Here is a 20,695-nt window from a genome sequence, read left to right as displayed (position 1 = left end):
GGATCTCTCCTCAGCGGCCGGGGGCGTGTCGGTCGGTGGCGGGTTGAGCCCGTGGGGCATCCCGCTGGTTGTGGTGGCCGGGTGGCTTCGGAACGAACGACTCGTCGAACTCGCTGGAGATCTCCCGCATTTGCGCCTGGTGGCGCTCCCATTCCCGGGGATGGAGGCCGTTCTGCAGTGCGGAGGCGACGATGGCGGCCATGGAGTGGGGCCGGTCAGGCGGCACCTGGTCGAGTGCGCACCAGGCACGTGCCCCGTCGCCGCGCAGCCAGCTGGCGAAGCCCAGCATTGAGGCCGGTGCGGCGCGGACCTCGTCGGGTGCTCGTCGGGTGAGGTCGGTCCAGAGTGCGATGTGGGAGGGGGTGTTCTGGGTGCTCATGTCCTCCCAGAGCGCGTCTCGGGTGCTGATGGTCTCCAGGGCGACGAGCAGCCGGACGCCGTCGACGTCGGTGAGGCGGTTGCCGTCTGCGTGGAACTGCTCGAGTCGGTCCAGGGCCCAGTCGCGCTCGGCGCTGGGGCTGCGCGTGACTGCCGCGGCGCGTGCCTCAGGGAGGACCTGGGCGAGCGGCTCACGGTCTCCGACCAGGGATGCTGCCAGGGAGGCCCGGTTGGCGGCGGGCTGGACAGCGCCGGTCAGAACGGTCTTGGTGGCGATCCGCTCGGCGGTCGCCTGGGTCTGCAGGCCTGTGGCGCCGGTGTTGAACTCGCGCCAGCGCTCGCCGTCGGCCCACAACCTGAGGTGGGTGGTGATGCCGACGGTGTCCAGGTGGGTGGACAGGTGCTGGCTGGCGAGCTCGGCGTTGCGGCGGTCCTCGGTGATGCAGACGATGCCGACCCGCGCGCCGGGTTGGGCGTGCCGTCCGTAGACGTCTCCGATCGCATCCCAGACCTCGTCCCGGTCCCGCGCCGTCTTGGGCAGGTCGACGCGGGTGATCGGGAGACCGGGCCCGAAGGGGACCAGGATGATCGACTCCTCGGGCTTGAACCCGAGGACGTGGGGCACTGCGGCGAGCAGTTCGTCTGGGGACTGTACGACGAGGTCCATCGGGCTCGTCCCGCCCCTCAGTCGGCCTGCGACGCGGCGCGCTCGGCACGCTCGATCCGGGCGGAGACGTACCTGAGCGAGATGCCGACCTCGCCGAAGCGGTTGTCGACGACCGCGACGTTCTTGGTGCGCTTCTCGCCGGTCTCCTTGGCCGGCCAGCTCTCGGTGCGCTCGAGGCCGTGCACGAAGATCGGGTCCCCGGAGCCGCAGCTGTCGTGGACGTGCGTGGCGGCGGATCCGTAGACCTTGGCGTTGTGCGGCGTGGGCTCGTCGTTGACCCACTCCCCCGCGGCGTTCTGGATGCGGCGGTTGACCAGGACACGGCAGCTGACGAACGGCTTCTGGTCGTGGGTGTAGAGCAGTCCGGGATCCTCGGCGAGGTTCCCCGCGAAGGTGACGGTGGTTGACATGCGGTTCCTCCTAGGTGACTGCGGAAGCCGCGAATCCGGTCCCGCAGTCACCTAGGTCGGATCGACCCCCGGCAGCGATCACCACGCCGCAAATCGGGGCGCGCGTCGTACCGCAGTCACCTAGGTTCGCCGGCGGGCCTGGGGCGATCAGTGATACGGCGGCCTAGTCGATCCGAGCAGCAGAAGGCCCCGATCCGGCTCTCGGGTACCGGATCGGGGCGCGAGCCCGAGCGTAGCCGCGGACTCCGACACAAAGGACCCCTTTCGGCAGACTCTTGGCGGCGCTGGGGTGCTCGACGAGCCGCGCCGGCCGGGCTCTAGCCCTGGCGCGCCGGCCGGCGCCGCGGTGGTCGGTTGCTGAGCTTCTGCGGAGGCGGTGGCAGCTCACGGCCCAGGCGCCGGCGCGCTTCGTCGGCCGCCGCGATCACCGCCTCCAGGGCGAACGCCGAGCGACCGATGGCGCGCCCGAGCTCCTGGCGGTCGGTCACGATCGCGTCCTCGACCGCCGCGATCGTCGAGGCGGGCAGGTCGTGCTTCTTGCTGAAGCTCTTCCTGGTGCTCACCTGCGCGCGGTGGCGTTCGGCGGCCGCGGCAATGTCGGCCCGCTGCTGTGGCGCACGGCGGGCATGCAGCTCGAGCGCCTGGGCGAGCCAGCCGACGAAGGCACCGGGTGAGTCCGAGTCGGTGTCCAGGTCCGCGATGTACGCCGATCGGGCGAGATCCCACACGCCGGGCTTCCAGTAGATCCCGACCGGGATCGTGGTCTGGCTCGTCACCTGGTCACTCCCCTGGTCTCGTCCGCCGGCGGCCGGCTGGTGCGGCTAACACCAACGCCGCTGCATTCCCGGCCGGGGCACTGCGCAGCTCTTCTCAACGTCCCGCGTTTCCTTCCGCTTTCAAGCTCCGAGGGGCGCAGCCGCGCCGCGATGCCGCAGCCGAGGCCGCGCCTACGCGGGCGGGTTATCCCCACCATCGGAGACGCGCCCACCTCTCCACAGGTCCGGCCCGAGGGCGGGTAGGCGTCGGCTCCCACTGGCAGGCTTAACCCTGTCAGTTCTTTCTATTCTACTCACGGAGGACAGCTGCATGACCGACACCATCCAGACCCCCATCGACACCCCCGCTGGCGAGGCCACCGAGGCCGAGGAGTTCCTGCACCTGGACCCCGCCGCCATCATCATCGGCAGCAACGTCCGCACCGACCTGCGCGCCGACCACAAGGAGTTCCGTAAGTCGGTCAAGGAGCGCGGCGTGCTGGAGGCCGTGACTGTCTACCGCAACGAGGACGGGCAGTACGTCCTGCTGCGCGGCCAGCGCCGCACCGTCACCGCCGCCGAGGTCGGCACCCCGACCGGGCTCATCCCGGCCCGCGTCGTCCCCTTGCCCGACGAGGCCGACCGGATCGGGGACCAGATGGTGGAGAACATCCACCGTGCCGGGATGCGCGAGACCGAGATCGTTGCGGGCGTCGAGCAGTTGGCCCTGATCGGTGTGAGCGCCGCGCAGATCGCCAAGCGGACCTCCATCGACCGCCCGACCGTGAACGCCGCCCTGGCGGTCACCAAGGCCGACCAGACCCGCAACCGGCTGGAGTCAGGCGACCTGACTCTCGAAGAGGCCGCGATCTTCGCCGAGTTCGAGCACGACCCCGACGCCGCCGAGCGCCTGGAGCGTGCACGGACCACGCGCTGGGGCGACTCGGTCGAGCATGTCGCGCAGAAGCTGCGCGACGAAGCCGCCGAGCGCGCGGCGTACGCCGCCGAGGTCGAGCGGCTGCGGGCCGAGGGACTGCCAGTGCTGTCCGCGCAGGAGGCCGACGAGGCGGACGGGTCGCTGGTGCTGGAGGACATGCGCACCCCTGAGGGCGAGCCGGTGCCGGTCGAGGAATGGCCGAACCTGTCTGGCGTCGCGCTGATCGTCACCGAGGACTGGGAGTACCCCGAGCCGGAGGCCACCGAGGGCGAGGACGACGCCGACGACGCCGACGCCTACGAGTACGCCGAGCCGGTGAAGGTCTACCGGCTGTTGTGGGTGGTCACCGACATCGAGGCCAGCGGACTCGTCCACCGGAGCCGGGTCGGTCGCACCGACGACGACCAGGGCGACGACGCCGAGGCTCACGACCCGGGGACCGACGCCGCCGACGAGGCCGAGGCCGAGGCCCGCCGCCAGGAGCGCCGCCGGGTCATCGCGAACAACAAGGCCTGGGCCAGCGCCGAGACCGTGCGCCGGGAGTGGCTGAGTACGTTCGTGGCCCGCAAGACCGCGCCGAAGGGTGCCGAGGCCCTGATCTGCGAGGCCGTCGTCACCGGCCACCACACGCTCAGCAAGGCCATGGAGCACCGGCACCCGAGGCTGTTCGGCCTGCTCGGTATCGACGTGCCCAGCGGCTACTGCGGCGCGGGCTACGAGGAGTGCCACAAGATCGCGACCCGGGCCACCAGCCCCAAGGGCGCGATCATGACCACACTCGCCGCAGTCGTCGCGGCGTGGGAGGACTCCATCGGCAAACACACGTGGCGCAACCCGAGCCAGTGGGACACCCGCATGCTCGCTGCGCTCATGGAGTGGGGCTACAAGCCCAGCGACGTCGAGCGGGTGCTGATCGGCGAGGAGCCGAGCGACGACAGCGTCACCGACGACGAGGCCGAGGCCGTCGAGAACGACGCGAGCACCGACGCGGCCTGACCACCCTCCCCCTTGGGGCCGGTTCTTCCTGTGGAGAACCGCCCTCAGTGGAATAGAAAGAATAGAATGAACGCAGTTCGTTTGATTCCGACACAGGAGGACCACCGACATGGCACACGAGATCGAGACCCACGGCACGCAGGCAGCGGCCGTCTTCGCCCGCAAGGACGCCTGGCACCGGCTCGGCACCACCGTCCGCGACCGCGCGTTCACCGCCGAGGAGGCCATGAGGCTCGGGCACCTGGGCGGCTGGGACGTCCGCAAGTTGCCGCTCACCACCGCCGAGGTCAGCGACGGCGGCGTCACCCCCATCGAGGTCCCCGGCTTCGCCACGGTGCGCACCAACCCGTTCACCGGAGCACCCGAAGCGCTCGGCGTCGTCGGCGGCGGCTACACCCCGCTGCAGAACGAGGACCACGCCAAGTTCCTGAACCTGCTGGCCGACGAGTCCGGCGCGATCTTCGACACCGCCGGGTCGCTGCGCGGCGGGCGGCAGGTGTTCATCACCATGCAGCTGCCGGACTCGCTCACGGTCGGCGGCACCGACCGCATCGACCTGAACATCGCCGCGCTCAACAGCCACGACGGCACCAGCGCGTTCCGCATCCTCGTCACCCCGGTCCGCGTCGTCTGCGCGAACACCCAGAGCGCGGCCCTGAGCAACTACGAGTCGTCGTTCTCGATCCGCCACACCCGCAACGCCAAGGCCGCCGTCCAGGCCGCCCGCGACGCGCTCGGGCTGACCTTCACCTACGTCGACGCGTTCCAGGTCGAGGCCGAGCGGCTGATCCAGCAGGCCATGACCGACGCCACGTTCGACGCGCTGATCGACGCCACGTTCGGCAAGGCCGAGGCCAACGCCACCAAGCGGGTCCGCGAGACCGAGCGCCGCCGCCGCTCCCGGCTGCACTGGCTGTTCGCCGACGCCGACACCCAGGCCGGAATCCGTGACACCGCGTGGGCCGGCTACCAGGCCGTCGCGGAGTACGTCGACCACTACGCCCCGGTTCGCGCCAAGGGCGACGAGGCCGCCGCCCGCGCCACGCGAGTGCTCACCAGTGACGACCCGGACCGCATCAAGCGCCGCGCCTGGACCGCGCTCGCCCCCGCCTGAGCGCCAACCAACGCAGTTCCTCCGGTGGCGGGCTGAGACCCCGAGTCCGGCCCGCCACCGGCCCAACCGAAGGAGGAGCCATGACCAAGCAGACGCCGAACACCGACACGACCTTCCCCGTCGAGGTGACCCGATGAGCGCACACATCGAGTGGCTGGCCGCCGCCGAGACCAGCGTCCAGGTCTTCACCCCCGGAGAGGACTGGGTAGGCGCTGGCGAGCACCGCCGCCCGGTCCTGACTCTCGCCCAGGACGACGTGATCGCGATCGAGGGCACGCCCGCCGAGTTGCGTGCGCTCGCCGCGCGGATCACCGCCGTGACCACCGCCGCGTCCGCTCGGCTCGACCTCGCCGCTGAGGCCGGGTGATCCCGTGGCCACCATCCGGCAGGCGCGCCGCCCGCAATGCCGTGTCCGTTGCGGGCGGCCCCTGCGCCCTATCAACTTCCTCTCCGGCGTCGTCGGCCCCGGCCGACCCCCCCGTTGGTTCGGATCGAGTGCGAGCACTACGCCTGCCTGGACTCGCTGTGCTGGTCGACCAGCGACGGCCGCCACCTGATCGCCACCGACTGCGCCCAGCACGCACCGGCTGGCGCCGGGGCCCACGCGGCTTTGTGGTGACGCGTCGCCGGTCACCACAGCGTCAGTTGCTCGCCCAGCAGCTCTTGGAGTCGCGCGAGGTCGTCGGCCACTAGCTGCGGGTCCTCACGCGCGAGGTCGCGAAGTTCCCGAGCCCGCCGACGCGGCCCGCGCGGGTCAGCCAGCGGGCTGTAGGGCAGCCGACGCTGGACCGCCCACTCGCGCCGGTTCTGCGCCGCGCTCGACACCACCACGTGGTCCGGTGCGATCCGCTGGCACAGCGGGTTGTGACACCGGTGCCCGAGTAGCCGCGCCTGCGCGAGCGCGTCCACCCCGCTCATCACCGCGAACGCGAACCGGTGCGCGATGATCACCCGCCCCGGCGCGTACCAGAACCGGCCATGGCCGCCTCCGTCCGTGCGCTCACGCTCGGACCTTCCCGCAACCGCGCCGGTCCACCACAGGCACTCACTCCCCGGCACCGTCGCGACCTTGGCCCGGTAACGCGCGAGCACCCGCGCGTCCGCGATCGCCGCCGCCACCGCCGCGAGGCCGGCGTCATCCAACCGCCGTACCGCCACCCGCTCCCCCGCTCTCGGCGGGCGCAGCCCTCGCGGCCAGCGCCCTAGCGTCGCCCTCGTCGCCCTTCTCGGCGTCCTGGTCGTTCTCGGCCAGCCGCCGCAGCCGCGTCGCCTCTCGTACGCCGATCTGGTCGCCGCACCACTCGACGGCCTCGCGCAGCGTCACGCCCTCGACCGTCGTCATCTCGCGCAGCGCGGCCCCAGCCCGCTTCTCTGCCTCGGCCACCGCCGCGTCCCGCTCACCGACCGCAGTCATCACCTGCACCGCCAGATCTTCCAGCCGCTTGGCGCGCTCCAAGAGCGCAGCCCTCCGTTTCGACGTGACACTCCGTGCGTCACGTCGCGCCTTCTGGCGCATCGTCTGCTGACTCATCCGGTCATCCCTCACTCGTGTCGAACATGGACTCTGACAGTCACCTAGGACACAACCCGGACCCCGAGCGATCACCACCGCCGAAGAACCTTCCCAACGCCCTCACCAACCTCACCCGACCAGCACCCTCAGACCGACACCTCTGAGCCCTCCCGAGCGCCCCAACGTCCCCCCTCGAACTCAGTCGCACCCCAACCTCCACACACCTAGTGCATTCCCGGTCCGCCGAATAGAAAGAACAGACGAAACTTCGCGGCGAAACTGATCGTTCCGAGGCCCCGATCGGACGTAGGTGCCCGTGACGATGAGCCTCCACAAGCTGACGGCCGGGTCGGGGTACGACTACCTGACCCGCCAGGTCGCAGCGATGGACGCCACCGACAGGGGTCACACCGGGCTCGCGAGCTACTACACCGAGAAGGGCGAGACTCCCGGCGTGTGGGTCGGATCCGGCATGGAGGGCATCGAGGGCCTCGACGCCGGCGACACCGTCACCGCCGACCACATGCAGAACCTGTTCGGAGCCGGGCACCACCCGCTGGCCACCGCACGCACCAAGGAGCTGGACCTGCGGGTCGGTCGCGCCGACGTCGCGAGCCCTACCGCGGCCGACTACAAGGCGGCCGCTCGTCTCGGCACCCCGTACAAGGTCTACGAGAACGACGTCAGCGCCTTCCGGGTCGAGGTCGCCAAACGCCTCGCGGCCGTCAACGAGGCCGCCGGACTGCCGGGCGACTGGCCGGTCCCAGCCCAGGAGCGGGCGCGGATCCGCACCGAGATCGGGCGTGACTTCTTCCGGGCCGAGCACGGCCGCGAGCCTGCCGGCGCGCGCGAGCTCGCCGCCACGATCGCCAAGCACTCCCGGCCCAAGACCAACGCCGTGGCCGGATACGACCTCACCTTCTCGCCGGTGAAGAGCGTCTCCACGCTGTGGGCACTGGCCGACCCCAAGACCGCCGCGGTCATCGAACGTGCCCACCAGGCGGCGATCAAGGACGCGCTGCACTTCATCGAGACCAAGGCGCTGTTCACCCGCCAGGGCACCAACGGGATCCGCCAGGTCAACGTCCGCGGCCTGCTGGCAACGGCGTTCACCCACCGCGACTCCCGCGCCGGCGACCCGGATCTGCACACCCACGTCGCGGTCGCGAACAAGGTCCAGACCCTCGACGGGAAGTGGCTGGCGATCGACGGCCGGCTGCTCTACAAGGCCAAGGTCTCTGCCTCGGAGACCTACAACACCGCGCTCGAGCGGCACCTGGGCGACGCGCTGGGGGTGCGGTTCGCGGAGCGCCCGAATCCCGACGCCCGGAAGCGGCCGGTGCGCGAGATCGTCGGCGTCGACCCCGACCTCAACCACCGCTTCTCCAAACGCCGCGTCAGCGTCGAGGCCCGCCGCAAGGTGCTGGCCGCCCAGTTCCAGGCATCCCACGGCCGCCCGCCGACACCGATCGAGACGCTGCAGCTGGCCCAGCGGGCCACGCTGGAGACCCGCGAGGCCAAGCACGAGCCCCGCTCGTTGGCCGAGCAGCGGGAGGCCTGGAACCGCGAGGCGGTCGAGGTCCTCGGCTCACCGCGAGGCCTCCAGCAGATGCTCCACGGCGCACTCAACCCGACCGCCGCCGCGACCGTCCCGGGCGCCGACGCGGTGTGGTTCGCCAAGACCAGCGACCGGATCGTGACGACGATGGAAGGCGGCCGCGCCACCTGGCAGTACTGGCACGTCTACGCCGAGGCCCAGCGCCAGGTGCGGGCCGCCAACGTGCCCACCGACCAGGTCAACACCGTCGTCGGCCTGCTCGTCAGCGAGGTCCTCGACGGCCGCTCGGTCAGCATCACTCGCCCCTTCGACGAGATCTCCGAGCCGCCCGAGCTGCGCAAGCTGGACGGCGCCTCGGTCTACACCGTCGGCGGCGTCCACCTGTTCACCTCGAGCAAGGTCCTGGCCGCCGAAGAACGCCTGGTGGAGGCCGCCGGCCGCCGCGACGGCTACGCGGTCGACGAGCAGAACGTCGCCCTGGCTCTCCTGGAGTCCGAAGCCAACGGGGTCACCCTCAACGCCGGCCAGGCCACCTTGGTCAAGGAGATGGCCATCTCCGGCGCCCGGCTGCAGCTGGCCATCGCGCCCGCCGGCTCGGGCAAGACCACCGCGATGCGGGCGCTCGCCCAGGCCTGGACCGACGGCGGCGGCAGCGTGATCGGCCTCGCCCCCTCAGCCGCGGCCGCGGACGCTCTACGCCAGTCCATGGGCTCCCAGATCGACACCCAGACCGACACCCTCGCCAAACTCACCCACTCCTTGATCACCGGCGATGCGCCCGACTGGGTCGCCGGCATTGGCCCCCAGACGCTCGTGGTGATCGACGAGGCCGGCATGGCCGACACGCTCTCCCTGGACATCGCCGTGGCCCACGTCCTCGAGCGCGGCGGCAGCGTCCGCCTGGTCGGCGACGACCAGCAGCTCGCCGCGATCGGCGCCGGCGGCGTGCTGCGCGACATCCGCGCCACCCACGGCGCGCTGCAGCTGACCGAGCTCGTGCGGTTCACCGACCCGGCCGAAGGCGCCGCCTCGCTGGCGCTGCGCGAGGGCAAGGGCGAGGCCCTGGGCTTCTACCTCGACCGCGACCGGGTGCACGTGGGCGACCTGGCCACGATGACCGAGGACGTGTTCGCGGCCTGGCAGGCCGACCGTGCAGCAGGGCTGGACGCGATCATGCTCGCCCCGACCCGCGAGCTGGTCAGCGAGCTCAACCAGCAGGCCCGCGCCCACCGACTCGAGGGGGCCGACCCCGCGAGGCCCGGCCCGGCCCGACGCCTGGCCGACGGCAACGAGGCCAGCATCGGCGAGCGGATCATCACCCGCACCAACGACCGCAAGCTGCGCACCTCGGCCACCGACTGGGTCAAGAACGGCGACCGTTGGACCGTCCTCGGCCTCCACGAGGGCGGCGACCTGACCGTGCAGCACACCCAGCACGGCCGCACCGTCCGCCTCCCCCAGGAGTACGTCGAGGCCTCCACCGAGCTCGGCTACGCCTGCACCGTGCACACCGCCCAGGGCGTCACCGCCGACACCATGCACGGGCTGGCCACCGGTCAGGAGTCACGCCAGCAGCTCTACACGATGCTCACCCGCGGCAAGAGCGGCAACCACGTCTATCTCGAGGTCGTCGGGGACGGCGACCCGCACTCGGTGATCCACCCGACCCTGGTCCGCCCGCTCACCCCGACCGACATCCTCGAGTCGATGCTGGCCCGCGACGACGCCCAGCGGTCCGCGACCAGCCTCATGCGCGAGCAGGCCGACCCCGCCACCCGGCTCGGTGAGGCAGCCCAGCGCTACCTCGACAGCCTCTACGTCGCGGCCGAGAACGTCGTCGGTCCCGATGTCGTCGAGGCCCTGGACAGCACCGTCGACCAGCTGCTTCCCGGCCTGGCCGATGAGGCTGCCTGGCCCACGCTGCGCGCCCACCTGCTGCTGCTTGGCGCCGCGGGTCAGAGCCCCGTGGAGGCGATGCGCGCGGCCGCAAGCGACCGAGAACTGGTCTCGGCCGAGGACCGCGCCGCGGTGCTCGACTGGCGGCTGGACGCCTCCGGCATGCGCAACGCCGGCACCGGCCCACTGCCCTGGATGCCCGGCGTACCGGAGCGACTGGCCGACGACCCGCACTGGGGTGCCTACCTCGACCAGCGCGCGCACCTGGTCGACCAGTTCGCCGGCGAGGTCCGCGCCCGGGCCGCGGCACAGACGTCGCTGCCGACCTGGGCGCAGAACGGGATCCGACCCGACACCGACACGGTGGCCGACGTCGAGGTCTGGCGAGCGGCCATGCAGGTCCCTGTCGACGACCGTCGCGCGACCGGCGCGCCGCAGCTGCAGAAGGCCTCCTCCACCTACCAGCGACGGCTCAACCGGCGCATCACCGGCGACCACACCCCAGCGCTCACGGAATGGCGCCAACTGCTTTACTCGCTGGCCCCGCAGGTCCGCGGCGACGAGTTCACCCCGCTCCTTGCCGAACGGCTCGCGGCCATGTCACGCACCGGCGTTGAGGCCCACCAGCTGCTCCGCACCGCCACGTCGGCTGACACTGGGGCCGGACCTCTTCCTGATGAGCACGCCGCGGCGGCGCTGTGGTGGCGCATGGCACGCCACCTCTCGCCCGCCGTGGCCGCCCAGGTTGGGGACGGCTCTCACGGCGAGGGGGTCACCACCAGCTGGGCAGCGCAGTTGCCCGAACTGCTCGGCGAAGAACGGGCCGCCCGCATCCAGGCGAGCGCCTGGTGGCCCGCGCTGGTCTCCAACATCGACCACGGACTGCAGCGCGGCTGGCAGCTCGAAGCCCTGCTGTCGGCCGGGTCCGCCCTGCCCTCCGACGACGTCGACGAGTGCCAGGCGCTGGTGTGGCGAACCTCCATCGCGCTCGAACCGATCCCCGACGAGCACGAGCACGACTACCACTTCGACGAGCCGCCGGTGGACATGTGGGACGGCGTCGAGCCCGACCCGGCCACGTTGGTCGACCACCCCGACGACACCGAATGGCCGCTCCCGCACGACCTCGAGGCCGACGGCGACCACCTGGTCGACCACCCCGAGCCGGACGAGGCGATCGACCAGGTCGACGTCGCCCCGTCGGTGGCCGACAACGTCGACGAGCAGCAGTTCGTCGAGGGCGACCTGACGCTGGCCACGTACATCCGCGACCTCGGCGGCACCCCGCTCGAGCCGACCGACGCCGATATCCGGCTCATGTACCAGCGGGCCGATGGGTGGTACTCCTTCCCCGTCACGCGCGAACGCATGATCGAGATCAACGAGATCACGCAGGCCTTCTTCGAGTCCCGGTTCACCGACTCATGGGGTCGCGACCACCTCACCGGCCGGTTCGGGATCGACATCGCCGGGCACGAGCACTTCCGTCCCGGACAGGCGCCGGCCGGGTGGGCCAACCTGGTCGACCACCTGCGCCACCGTGGCGTCAGCGAGGCCGAGATGTTGGCCACCGGGGTCGCCACCACCGCCAGCACCGGCCGACTGATCGACCGGTTCCGGGACCGAGTGATGTTCCCGGTAGTCCACAACGGTGAGGTGCTCGGGTTCGTCGGCCGACGCCGACCAGACCTCACCGACGCCGACAAGGGAGGCCCGAAGTACCTGAACACCGCCGACACCCCGCTGTTCCACAAGGGCGCTCAACTGTACGGCGTCGTCGACGAGCTCCTCGCCGAGGGCGCCGTCCCGGTCATTGTCGAGGGCCCCATGGATGCGATCGCGGTCACGCTGGCCAGCGCCGGCCGCTACCTCGGCGTGGCCCCGCTCGGCACGTCACTGACCGACGAGCAGGCCTCCCAGCTCGCCACGATCGGCCGCGACCCGATCGTGGCCACCGACGCCGACCTCGCCGGCCAGGTCGCGGCCGAACGCGACTTCTGGATGCTCACCCCGCACGGTCTCGACCCCGGCTACGCCCGCTTCCCCGAGGGCCTGGACCCGGCCGACCTGCTCGCCCACCGCGGCCCCGCGGCCCTCACTGCGGCGCTGGCCAGCGGCCAGACGCTGGGCGACCAACTGCTCTCCGAGCGGCTCGACAACCTTGCGCCCGAGCAGGCCCGCGTGGCCGCGATGCGGGTCCTTGCGGCCCAGCCCAGCCGCGCCTGGGCGCCGGGCACCAACCATGTGAGCGCCCGACTGCAGCTCTCCCAACTGCAGTCGCGGCGGGACCTGCGCGACGCCGTCAAGGCGTGGGACGCCGACCCCCGCAAGGCCGCCCAGGCCGAGCTGAACAGCAGCAGCGAGGTCCGCGCCCGCATCGAGGCCGCGTCCGCCAAGTCGCCGGCGGAACGCTGGGCGCCACTGGCCCGCGAGCTCGACCCGCGACTGGTGGAACAGGGCGACTGGCCGGCCACCGCGGCGATGCTGCAGCAGGCCCACGAGCAAGGCCACGACATCGGCGCCGCTACCCGGGCCCTGGTCGCCGAAGCACCCCTGGGTGACAGCCCGGCCCGCGAACTGCGCTACCGGCTCGTTCGGCAGGTTGGACTCGGCGAACACGACGCCGAATCCACCGACCGTGACGCCCCGGGGCTCCGGCGCGACGCGGGTACTGGACAAGAGCTTGGCTCTTCGAACCCAGTGCGCCGCAGCCTCCGCCGGTAGGCCCCGAGCACAGGCGTGAGATCCACGACAAAGAGCTGTCGGACATGCGAGGCAGCCGCGTGCAGACCTGCGACATAGCCCACTAAGACGCAGGTGTACAGCGCCCGGATTCGCCGCCCTCCCCGCTACATTCACACGATCGTGGACTATGAAGTCGTCTGATGTCGGAGAGCTTGTGCACTACAACCAGTTGTCTTCCAAGCCGCTTCCCGCACTCGTGCGCTAGGTCAGCCCGCCCCAGTCCTTCGGTGGATGCTGATAGCCCGATTCGAGAGTGCCGAACCAGGTAGCAAATTCCTGAATCATCTCGGGAGGGTAGGCCGTATATGTGTGATCGCGACCGGGTTCGCCCAGATCGACGCTCGCATCGCCCCAGGCGCGGAGAGAGTGAGGAATCACCGGGCCCTGCGACCCGAAGTAGCTGAAGCGCTTGGAGATCAGCACCGCGTCTGCGCTTGTGTCTCGACGAACGTGGTCCATGTTCGGGCTTCCGTCTTCCAAGCTGTGTCTGCAGTCAGACTGGACCCACTGGCCGCCTGCATCCCTGTGGTACACGTTGTCGCCATACCTGTACTTCAGGCTCCCGTGACGATCGGCCTTCTTAGACTGAAAGCGTTCATCGGCCCAATACTCGTCGAACGTTAACCTCTCGTCGACCTGCATCCCGAAGACCAATCTGCCTAGCGTTCCCTGACCTACGGACCCCACGCCGATCACCCAGTCACCCACGGAGGCTCCGGCCCGGATGCGCGGCTTGCACGTCGCAAGAGTGCACACGCCGTGGAACGGATTAGGTGCGAAACCAATGTCGTAGCGAACCTTGTAGGAATACAGCCGCACGATCAACATCCGATCCGGTTGATTGGTTGGAGGCCTCGGGGTTCACCGGTCGAGTTAGTCCAGATGCTTTCGCCGTTCAACGCCCGGATGATCGACTCCGAATTCCAGCCGACCAGCGAATCGGCATGCTGCTCCAGCGGCGCAGGCACCTCGCAACCTGCCGACCCCGGTGCCCAAACCCCGATGATCTCTTTGCCCTGCTTCTCGGCGTACGCAATCTCCCAGTCGACCCACGGATGGTTCTTGGTGTCCGGTGTGATGAGAACGATGACCTTGCCGGCCCAGTTGATGTTTGGAGCAAGGATCTGACTTTTGATGTAAGCCTCGTTTGAAGCCTTGTTCGGCTCATCGCTCGTGATCGATGCGTCACGAATTGTGACGTTCTTGCCCGCGAGAAGGTCGCCGAGAGCGCCCACCAGCGCATCATCCTCATGTCTGTGACTGATGAAGACGTTGTGGTGGTCGGCCATGATCCACCTCCTTCCGATGTCGATGGTACGGGCGAGCACCGACAACCTGGGCGCGCCAATCCGCCAGGGCAGCGCGTAGCCGCTTAGGCTCGATGTCATGCCCGCCCCGCCCATCCTGGACGTTTACGTCGTCTGGCATCCCGACGACGAAGCCGGCATAGATGTGTTCGAGCGCATCCACACCCACTTTCACTCCGACGGCTATTCGGGCCTTGCCGGCGGCGCCGTTGAGGTCTACGCCAGGAGCCTCGGCTGGTCAGCGGTTGGAGCGCCCCCACGCCCGTTGTTGCTGCCCGGGGCTGGGCCGGAAACGCCGACGCCGGCGCACTTCAGTGCGATCGTGCCAGTTCTCGGTGCCGGCTTGCGGGATGCGGTTCAGCGCGACCCTGAATGGGCCGACTACCTGAGCCTGATCGCCGACAGCGTCAGCGACGCGATCGCGGTGCTGCCTGTCACGGTCCCAGGGGTCAATCTGACCGACTCAGACGTCCAGTCGTCCATCGGCAGCATTCAACGACTTCCATCGGATGCGTTGGCGACTGCCGGGCTGCTCGAACGCAGCGTAGCTCAGGCCGTCGCCCAGAAGGCTGCTGGTTCCACCGTCCCGGTCCGTGTCTTCATCAGCCACGCCAAACACTTCTCAGACATCGAGACCGACCTTCCCGGGGGCCCGTTGTACGAGCAGGTGCGTTCGGTGATAGCGGGCACGCACCTGGCTGAGTTCTTCGACGCGCATGACCTGCTCCCTGGTACCGATTGGGCGGCTGAACTCGAGGCGAACGCCAGCGCCTCCGCGTTCCTGATGGTGCGCACCGATCGCTACGCATCGCGGGAGTGGACCCAGCGCGAGGTGCTCGCGGCCAAGCAACACGACGTGCCGATCGTTGGCCTCATCGCCCTCACGGAGGGGGAGACACGAGGGTCCTTTCTGATGGATCACGTCCCGACCGTGCCGCTTAGCCACGATGCTGTAAACGCGTCGATCGCCGCGAGCCTGAACCGCCTGGTCGATGAGGTGTTGAAGCGGGCGTTATGGGAGGCGCAGTCCACCTACATCCAAGAGGAAGGCTTCGACTGGACTCCAGTGCATGCGCCGGAGCCGACGACTGCGGTGGGCTGGCTCTCCAAGCACCAGTCAGACCAGCCCGATGACAACCACCTGTGGATCATTCATCCCGACCCACCGCTGGGTCCAGCCGAACGAGCAGTGATCGACGACCTCTGTGAGTTGGCAGGGTTCGACGCGCGTATCGATATCTTGACCCCACGCACGTTCGCCGCCCGGGGAGGTGTGCTCGATGACGGGTGATCCGCAGCTGGTCCCGCGCGACGCTCTGCTCGGCCGCAGCATCGCCATCTCAGTCTCCGAGAGCGCTGACCTGCAACGGCTCGGCCTCAGTGACTTGCACCTGCAGTCGACCATCGCTGAACTCAGCCGAGCGATCGTGATCGCCGGCGGCATTGTCGTCTACGGCGGCGCAATCCAGCAGGGCTTTACCAAGATCGTTCTCGAGGAAACCGAAAGATATGGCAACGCCGCCGGCGCGTTCGAGCACATCGTCCCGTACAACGAGCACTCCACCCGCAGCTCCGAGGACCTACAAAGTTACGCGGCTTCTCTCGGCGTGAAGTCGAGTGTGCAGCTCTTGGATGCCGACGGTATCCCGAGGTCCGCGCGGGACGTCCGCACGGCCGACGACGATCCGGGCGTACTCGACCCGGCGACCGCACTGAGCACGATGCGGACTTACACAACCGAGATCGCCTCGGCTCGGGTCGTCGTTGGCGGGAAGGTCTCTGGCTTCGCCGGCTCGATGCCCGGCGTCGCGGAAGAAGCTGCCGCCACGATACGAGCCGACAAACCCCTGTACGTCGCGGGTGGATTCGGAGGAGCAGCAACGCTGGTGGGGTCGATCGTAAGTCCGAACCTTTATCAATGGCTCCCACCAGGGCTGCCGGACGACGTCACGGGCGAGGTTCGCGTCTTGGTGGAATCGGCGTTGGACCTCCCGAGCGGCGAGGACGGGCTCACCGACGAAGAACGCGCCCTTCTAGCGATCACCCACCGACCCTCCGACATCGCCACCCTTGTAGTACTCGGCCTCTCCAGGCATCTCGGAGGAACAGGCATGAGCCGGCCGTCGCGTGGCAGCTGACGGCAAGATAGGACTCGAATTGAGGAATCAAGCCTGGTCAGGGACCATCGGCGGCCGGAACATCGTCGGCTCCGAGGTGCTCGCGAGCTACTGGAACCTTGCGGCCGAGCGGCAGCGGGTCTACCACGCACGCCTGGCCGGCGAGCCCGGACCATGGACAGAAGACGAAATCGTCTCCCAGTACCGATTCACTAACGCCTACCGAGCCGCCGATCGAGTGTCCCAGGATCTGATCCGGGTGATCTACTCGGGTTCGCAGGACCCAGGGGACGTTCTTCTGCGGATCCTGCTGTACCGATTCTTCAACAAGCCCGAAACCTGGCAAGTCATTGAGGGCAGCCTTGGCGAGGTCATGGCCGCTTCCTTCGACTCGGAAGTTTGCGGCGCGATTCTCGACCAGGCCCTCGCACAAGGGGAAAGGATCTACTCCGCCGCATATATCGTCCCGCCGCCGCCCTTCGGTCACCAACGCAAGCACCGCAATCACTTGGCGCTCATCGAGAGCATGATCAGCGGCGGTCTCGTTCAATCGCTGCAACAGGCGGCAGGTCTGCAGGACGTGTTCCACCTTCTTCTCGCCTACCCGTCCCTCGGGCCCTTCCTAGCCTTCCAGCTGACAATCGACTTGAACTACTCCACGCTGATCGATTTCGACGAGGACGACTTCGTCGTGGCAGGCCCTGGTTCCGTCAGCGGACTGGTCAAGTGCTTCCCTGATGCGCGGGGAATCCCGGCTTCAGAACTCATTCGATGGATGGTCGACACCCAGGAGCAACAGCTGGCGCACTACGAGATCGACTTCCTGGACCTCTTCGGTCGGCGCCTGAAGCTCATCGACTGCCAGAATCTCTTCTGCGAGACCGACAAATACGCGCGGGTTGCCCACCCCGACGTCGTCGGTGTCGGCAACCGCAACAGGATCAAGCAACAGTTCACAGCCAACGGACCCCTGGAGCCGCCGCGCTTCCCGCCCAAGTGGAACCTCGACCCGATGCCATTGCGGGTGCCTGCGAACGCAGGTTGACCCATCAGGGTGGTGCACAAGCACCACACGGCACGCCAGCGCATTCCCAGGAGGACCCGTGGACTTCGATCACTACCAGAGCGAGACGGTCCGGCTCGCTGACAGCAACGACACCGCCCACGAACTCGTTCCCATGCTCGGCCTCGGGGCCCACGTGGGTGAACTGCTGCTGGCGCAGCAGCACTACCTAAGCGAGGCGCTGGTCGCCGCGACCAGCAAGGGCATGGTTGCTCGTGAGTTGGGCATGGTGCTGAGGTGGTCGGCGCTCCTCGCGCACGTCAACGGCCTATCGCTCAACTCCATCGCCAACCGCAACCTGATCAAGGTCGACGAACGCGCGCGATCGCTCAACTTTCCGGGCATCGGCGCCTTGCCAGACCAGGACGCAGTTCTCAGCCTGGCTGAGTACGCCAAGCTCGCGGCGGAAACGGACCAAGAGATCAGCGCAGGGGTTGATCCACTCAGTCTGAGCGTGCCCATGCTTGGCCTCGCCGGCGAAGTCGGCACCCTGCTCGTCGAGGAGAAGAAGCGATACCGCCGCGACAGCACGGTCGATGAGTGGCCGAGCTTCGTCGGCATCGAGCTGGGAGATCTGCTCTGGTATGCCGCGACCGTCGCGCGTCACGCCGGCCTGGCACTTGAGGAGGTTGCCAAACGTGACTTGGAACGGGCTGTGCGTTCATCTTCATTGAGCTCAGATGACACGGAACAGAAGCCTTCATTCGACGAAGGGTTTCCCGCGACCGAACAGGTGCCTCGTCAGCTTCACCTACGGTTTCAAGAACGCACAGCGAACGGGCAAGCGGTGGTGACAATGACCCTGCTCGCAGCGACGCCCAATGCCTTTCCGGGCGGACCCATCCCTCGTGGACCGGACAAGTTTCAAGGCTTCAAGGTCGGAGAAGTCCTTGGCGATGAAGTCACCGACAATTCACGGCGGATCGATGCCTACCGCTACCACGACGCCATCCACTTCGGCTTCTTAGCAGTTCTGGGGTGGTCGCCAAACCTCCGCGGTCTGCTACAGGTAAAGCGGAAGAGCAACTCTGTCATCGACGAGACCGAAGATGGTGCTCGCGCAATCTTCGCCGAGGAAGGCATCGCCGCCATTTTGGCGAAGCAAGCAACCCTCAGCCGGCAGTTCGAGGCGCCGAGCCTGGTCCCGGAAGATCTGCTCGACCTCATTGCTCTGGTAGTCGAGGATCTCGAGGTGAGCAGCCTTCCCTATCGAATGTGGCGTGAGGCAATCAGCCAGGGATTCACGGTGATGCAGCAGTTGAACGAGGCCGGCGGCGGCTACGTTCTTGCAGACCTTGACGCGCGCAGTCTGCAGTACTCGAAGTTCCCCTTCTCGGTCTGAGCCCGCGGCTTCAAGTGGTTTTGCCGATACCCACTCGTTGATGTCGGGTGGTGTCTGCTTTCATCGGTGACGCAAACGAGATTGCACGAGGCCTCTAGGTATGAATCACCACGTCCCATCGACTCCACCCGAGACGGTGCGGCTAATAACAATCGAAGCTCTAGGAAGTTCATATGGCCTACTACACCGCCTCGGAACTACGTCAGAGTGCCGGCGGAATCACAGCATCAGCAGCACGTTCTGAGCTATCGCACACGGCCATGTCGGCCGCCGGCACATACGACGTGTTCCTGAGCCATAGCGTCCGCGATGACGTTCTGGTGCTCGGGCTGAAAAAGGAACTTGAGCGCGTGAGGCTGACGGTCTATGTCGACTGGATTGAGGACCCCGCTCTTGACCGCGAGACGGTCTCGCCGACGACCGCGACCAGGTTGAGGGAGCGAATGAGGTCGTGCCGATCACTGGTCTACGCCACGTCTAGAAGCGCCTCGGCGTCGAAGTGGATGCCTTGGGAGCTGGGGTACTTCGACGGGCACCACGGGCAGTCGAAAGTTGCGATCTGCCCCATCGAGGCGGGAACTGGCTCGATTCAAGGTCAGGAGTACTTGGGTGTTTACAAACGCCTAGAGCCGGTTCACGACGACGGCAGAGTCTTCCCGTACGTGCTCAAGCCGTCTGGGAGGGAGGGCGAGCCCATGCACTCCTTCATCCACGGCCGAGGGTCGTTCGTCGGAATAACGACGGGGAGCTAAGCACCAGAACCGGGTGCCAGCCAATGGGCTCGCCCGAAGGAGGTCACCGCCTCTGGCATTCTTGAGGGTCAACGGATGCGCCGCGCCCCACGTCGAGTGGTTGCGTCTTACCGCCGGGAAGCGGCAGCGTCTAGTAGCCGCGAGTCGGGTTGGTCGGGCCGCAGCCCAGCCGTTCGGGACAGTCCCAGAGCCGGCTCGACGGTAGACCGCATTACGATCGACATCGAGGGTCGGCGGATGAACCGAGGGCAGCGACGGACCGACTAGTCAGCGTTGTTCTCTGCGAAGGCCTTGAAGTTCGCGAACTGTTTTGGGAAGTCCCGCCGGACGAGCGGCGCCACCAGGGGCAGCATCACTCTCATGACACCCTTCGGGCGGAGATCGAACTCGCCGTCCAGCCGGGTGCCGGATCCCACGGGCGAGCAGCTCATCCGGCCGGTGATGTCCATCCGCTTCGCGTCGACCTCGAAGGTCACGACGCGGTCAGGCTCGTGCTCGGAGATGACCGCGATGCACTCCTGCCCCTGATAGATGGCCCGGAAGCGGCTGCCCACGCCGATGGGCTCCGCCGTGAGCAGCTCGGAGTCGCTGAGGTTGCTGTTCCACCGCGGCTCGTTCCGGTTGTCGGCCATGAGGGGGAACACATGGCTGACTGGTCTGTCGATCGTTGTTGTGGCCCTGACCTTCATGCGCGGGCCGTGGACAGGGCGGTGGCGATCACTGCGGCGATCTGGTCCGGCACCTCGTCCGGGAGGAGGAACACCGAGCCAGGAATCGTCACGAGGGCCACGTTCGGAGCCGCATGGAGTGTGGCGCGCTCGGAGTCGGTGAGGCCACCGTCGCCCTTCTCGGCATGAACCACCCACACTGGATGGCCTGACTTGGCCAACTCGGCAGCGAAATCCCGGTCCTCGGCGATGTAGTCGAGGTACTCGCGGCACACCACGACCGAGTCCTTGGCCTTGTTTTGCTTGAAATCCTCGACCAGCTCCTTCTTGAATCGCCCCGGGTTTCGTGGAGGCTCGGTTACTTGGAACCAGCCCCGATCGGGACCGGTGTCTGAGGGTAGTGCTGGGGTCCGACTCTGGGTTGCTGATGGGTCCAGTGGTTGGCCTCGAACTCAGCGGGCGGGACGAGCCCGATCT

18 protein-coding genes are annotated in these 20,695 nt (G+C 68.2%); 9 read left to right on the top strand and 9 right to left on the bottom strand.

All coding sequences use genetic code 11. From position 1 onward, the window contains the following. Positions 1-10 precede the first annotated feature (10 nt). The 3 genes from AAG827_RS11175 to AAG827_RS11165 all read right to left on the bottom strand — a co-directional run bounded on the left by AAG827_RS11175 (position 11) and on the right by AAG827_RS11165 (position 2,231). Complete coding sequence (locus AAG827_RS11175) at positions 11-1,045, bottom strand: DUF4192 domain-containing protein (RefSeq protein WP_341926049.1); 1,035 nt, start codon at positions 1,043-1,045, stop codon at positions 11-13. 17 nt (positions 1,046-1,062) lie between these two features. Next, the gene (locus AAG827_RS11170) at positions 1,063-1,455 is read right to left on the bottom strand and encodes a single-stranded DNA-binding protein (protein WP_341926048.1); all 393 of its coding nucleotides are present in this window, start codon (positions 1,453-1,455) and stop codon (positions 1,063-1,065) included. A 317-nt stretch (positions 1,456-1,772) separates the two neighbouring features. Next, positions 1,773-2,231: a hypothetical protein gene (locus AAG827_RS11165; protein WP_341926047.1), complete on the bottom strand. Its 459-nt coding sequence runs from the start codon at positions 2,229-2,231 to the stop codon at positions 1,773-1,775. 310 nt (positions 2,232-2,541) lie between these two features. Here AAG827_RS11165 and AAG827_RS11160 point away from each other — a divergent pair, with 310 nt between their 5' ends. From AAG827_RS11160 to AAG827_RS11150, 3 genes are all read left to right on the top strand, one after another. Next, complete coding sequence (locus AAG827_RS11160; protein ID WP_341926045.1) at positions 2,542-4,143, top strand: ParB N-terminal domain-containing protein; 1,602 nt, start codon at positions 2,542-2,544, stop codon at positions 4,141-4,143. A gap of 109 nt (positions 4,144-4,252) precedes the next feature. Beyond that, positions 4,253-5,257: a DUF932 domain-containing protein gene (locus tag AAG827_RS11155; protein WP_341926043.1), complete on the top strand. Its 1,005-nt coding sequence runs from the start codon at positions 4,253-4,255 to the stop codon at positions 5,255-5,257. Between the two features lie 133 nt (positions 5,258-5,390). Then, a complete protein-coding gene (locus AAG827_RS11150) occupies positions 5,391-5,624 on the top strand; it encodes a hypothetical protein (protein WP_341926042.1) in 234 nt (77 codons plus the stop codon). Positions 5,625-5,887: 263 nt separating this feature from the next. Here the strand turns inward: AAG827_RS11150 and AAG827_RS11145 are convergent, their stop codons facing one another. Together AAG827_RS11145 and AAG827_RS11140 are read right to left on the bottom strand one after the other, a co-directional pair. Then, complete coding sequence (locus AAG827_RS11145; protein ID WP_341926040.1) at positions 5,888-6,400, bottom strand: hypothetical protein; 513 nt, start codon at positions 6,398-6,400, stop codon at positions 5,888-5,890. After that, positions 6,393-6,788, bottom strand: coding sequence for a hypothetical protein (locus tag AAG827_RS11140; protein WP_341926039.1), 396 nt, complete (start codon positions 6,786-6,788; stop codon positions 6,393-6,395). Before AAG827_RS11140 ends, AAG827_RS11145 begins: the two co-directional genes overlap by 8 nt. 304 nt (positions 6,789-7,092) lie before the next feature. Between AAG827_RS11140 and mobF the strand changes: the two genes are divergently transcribed. Beyond that, positions 7,093-12,948: a MobF family relaxase gene (gene mobF / locus AAG827_RS11135; protein ID WP_341926038.1), complete on the top strand. Its 5,856-nt coding sequence runs from the start codon at positions 7,093-7,095 to the stop codon at positions 12,946-12,948. A 222-nt stretch (positions 12,949-13,170) separates the two neighbouring features. Here mobF and AAG827_RS11130 read toward each other — a convergent pair whose 3' ends face one another. Beyond that, positions 13,171-13,797 carry a hypothetical protein gene (locus AAG827_RS11130; RefSeq protein ID WP_341926037.1) on the bottom strand — a complete coding sequence of 209 codons (627 nt, stop codon included), beginning with the start codon at positions 13,795-13,797 and terminating at the stop codon, positions 13,171-13,173. Beyond that, a complete protein-coding gene (locus tag AAG827_RS11125; RefSeq protein ID WP_341926036.1) occupies positions 13,791-14,258 on the bottom strand; it encodes a TIR domain-containing protein in 468 nt (155 codons plus the stop codon). The genes AAG827_RS11130 and AAG827_RS11125 overlap by 7 nt, the downstream gene beginning before the upstream one ends. A gap of 97 nt (positions 14,259-14,355) precedes the next feature. On the opposite strand from AAG827_RS11125, the gene AAG827_RS11120 reads away from it, so the two are divergent. From AAG827_RS11120 to AAG827_RS11100, 5 genes are all read left to right on the top strand, one after another. After that, entirely contained in the window at positions 14,356-15,567 is a 1,212-nt protein-coding gene (locus AAG827_RS11120; protein ID WP_341926035.1) for a hypothetical protein, read from the top strand. Then, positions 15,557-16,414, top strand: coding sequence for a hypothetical protein (locus tag AAG827_RS11115; protein ID WP_341926034.1), 858 nt, complete (start codon positions 15,557-15,559; stop codon positions 16,412-16,414). The genes AAG827_RS11120 and AAG827_RS11115 overlap by 11 nt, the downstream gene beginning before the upstream one ends. Next, positions 16,404-17,438, top strand: coding sequence for a nucleotide kinase domain-containing protein (locus tag AAG827_RS11110; protein WP_341926033.1), 1,035 nt, complete (start codon positions 16,404-16,406; stop codon positions 17,436-17,438). Before AAG827_RS11115 ends, AAG827_RS11110 begins: the two co-directional genes overlap by 11 nt. 58 nt (positions 17,439-17,496) lie before the next feature. Further along, entirely contained in the window at positions 17,497-18,798 is a 1,302-nt protein-coding gene (locus tag AAG827_RS11105) for a hypothetical protein (RefSeq protein WP_341926031.1), read from the top strand. Positions 18,799-18,971: 173 nt separating this feature from the next. Further along, positions 18,972-19,550 (top strand): hypothetical protein, encoded by a 579-nt coding sequence (locus AAG827_RS11100; protein WP_341926030.1) that lies wholly within the window; start codon positions 18,972-18,974, stop codon positions 19,548-19,550. Positions 19,551-19,813: 263 nt separating this feature from the next. Here the strand turns inward: AAG827_RS11100 and AAG827_RS11095 are convergent, their stop codons facing one another. Then, positions 19,814-20,239, bottom strand: a complete 426-nt coding sequence (locus tag AAG827_RS11095) for an SRPBCC family protein (RefSeq protein WP_341926027.1) — start codon at positions 20,237-20,239, stop codon at positions 19,814-19,816. Further along, positions 20,236-20,496 carry a hypothetical protein gene (locus tag AAG827_RS11090; protein ID WP_341926025.1) on the bottom strand — a complete coding sequence of 87 codons (261 nt, stop codon included), beginning with the start codon at positions 20,494-20,496 and terminating at the stop codon, positions 20,236-20,238. Before AAG827_RS11090 ends, AAG827_RS11095 begins: the two co-directional genes overlap by 4 nt. Positions 20,497-20,695: the final 199 nt, after the last annotated feature.

This window comes from Nocardioides psychrotolerans (assembly GCF_943371775.1).
GTDB classification, from domain to species: Bacteria; Actinomycetota; Actinomycetes; order Propionibacteriales; family Nocardioidaceae; genus Nocardioides; species Nocardioides psychrotolerans_A.
This window is presented reverse-complemented; position numbering and strand designations above follow the sequence as displayed.